The sequence below is a fragment of the Lentilactobacillus kefiri genome (assembly GCF_007989105.1).
Taxonomy (GTDB): Bacteria; Bacillota; Bacilli; order Lactobacillales; family Lactobacillaceae; genus Lentilactobacillus; species Lentilactobacillus kefiri.
The window spans coordinates 1-1,630 of the sequence record NZ_BJVK01000085.1 but is presented as its reverse complement, the minus strand read 5'-3'; the positions used below and the strand labels follow the sequence as shown (position 1 = coordinate 1,630).

2 protein-coding genes are annotated in these 1,630 nt (G+C 34.4%); one reads left to right on the top strand and one right to left on the bottom strand.

What is annotated here, in order from left to right; translation table 11 throughout:
- Positions 1 to 283 precede the first annotated feature (283 nt).
- Positions 284 to 844, bottom strand: coding sequence for a TetR/AcrR family transcriptional regulator (locus tag LKE01_RS12285; RefSeq protein WP_225364715.1), 561 nt, complete (start codon positions 842 to 844; stop codon positions 284 to 286).
- 89 nt (positions 845 to 933) lie between these two features.
- On the opposite strand from LKE01_RS12285, the gene LKE01_RS11740 reads away from it, so the two are divergent.
- On the top strand, positions 934 to 1,428 hold the full coding sequence (locus LKE01_RS11740; RefSeq protein WP_054769902.1) for an HXXEE domain-containing protein: 495 nt from the start codon (positions 934 to 936) through the stop codon (positions 1,426 to 1,428).
- The last annotated feature ends 202 nt before the right edge of the window (positions 1,429 to 1,630 follow it).

The window sequence follows — 1,630 nt, the reverse complement described above, 5'->3', positions numbered from 1 at the left end:
TTTTATCTTTTTATCTCCTTACTTATGTCATTAAGTAATGACACGGTTCTAACCCTTTAATTATACAGTATCAAAAAACAGGCCACAACTGTTAAGTTGTGGCACATTTTCTTCTTGCTTATTCTCTTCTTTTACCAAGTCCATGTTAATTATCGTGTTGAAATGAGAAAAAATACGCTAATTATTAGCACACTAAAAACATCTACTGAATACAAATATCACTCTGATATAGTTATAGAGGCTAAATGTCAGTTAGAAACCCTGAACGTATGGTATTTTTTAACTATTTCATATCAACTTGGACAGCAATCTCTTTCAATGCCCTGCTTAAAGCTTTGCTAATTTGATCTGGAGATAAGGGAGCACTCTTCTTAAAAAGCGTATCCAGTAGAACACCGAACCCACCAATTGAGTACGTTAGCATGTACTCATAATGCTGGTTATTCAAACTGCCTTTTCGCCAAGGGACATTTACTTTCATGAGAAGCGCTACAATGGTTTGAATATGTCTTGTTAGCAAAGGAACTAAGAGATCATTTTTAGCTAGCAATTCAATTTTGTCATGGTGGGGCCAAATAAATTCAAGAAAATGTTTAGGGATAGTATCCGGTGTAATGGAAGATTTTAGTAAGTAATCATGATAGCTAGTGAGATATTTACAAAATGCTATATCTAAAATTTTTGTTTTAGTTTTGAAGGATCGATAATAAGTCCTTTTGGAATAACCCGATTCTAATGTCAACTGTTTGACTGTAATATGTTCAAAGGATTCGCTTTTCAGTAGTTGAAACAAGGCCTCAATAAAAGCATTTTTAGACTCTTCAATAATCATTGTCCGAGACATGGCACAAAAACTCCTTTCAGTGGCACATGTTTCCATTATATTCAAAGATTCGCATCAACATAATATAATACTAGCAGGAGGGCCATAAAATGATTAATTTTAGTTCTTATTGGATATTGCCATTGTTATTTATGTTCCATGATTTTGAAGAGTTAGTATTTGTCCCATATTGGTTGAAAGATCATAATCCCAAAATTAACGGGCGTGTGCTGTTTGGTGGAGTGAATCGTTCAGATATTTTAGCGGCTGGAATCTGGGAAGAATTTTGTATTTATTTACTGCTCGCAACAGTCGCCTATATCATGGGTTCACCATTACTAGTTGCCACTGCAATTTTACCGTATCTGTTTCATTTGATCATGCACTTAGTTTTTGTCTTTAATAAACGTGCTTATGTTCCTGGAGCTATAACCGCAATTATTGAATTACCCATAACAATTTTTTACTTATACAGCTTAGTCACATTAACAAAAGCTCCGCTATGGGAATGGATTATCGTTGTAGTCATAATGTTTATATTCTTCATCAGTAATTTAAAATTCATTCATTGGATTATGGCAGAAACAATGCATAAACTTAGATAATACGTAGCAAACAGAGGGCCTTAAGCAATGTTCAGTAGTTTTGCTTAAGGTCCTCTGTTTGCTAGTTGATTGATAATTTTGGACAATGCTATTGAACTCTTGCAAATTGAAGCAGCTCGTGCAGGCAAGTAAGACCACTAGGATATACCCTATTGGCCGTTTTTGATCCATTATCAATGGCTTTTTAAATTAGGGCCTAGTA

Coding starts and splice junctions, on each gene's coding strand:
- LKE01_RS12285 (WP_225364715.1), bottom strand. CDS start 844: ATGTCTCGGACAATGATTATTGAAGAGTCTAAAAATGCTTTTATTGAG.
- LKE01_RS11740 (WP_054769902.1), top strand. CDS start 934: ATGATTAATTTTAGTTCTTATTGGATATTGCCATTGTTATTTATGTTC.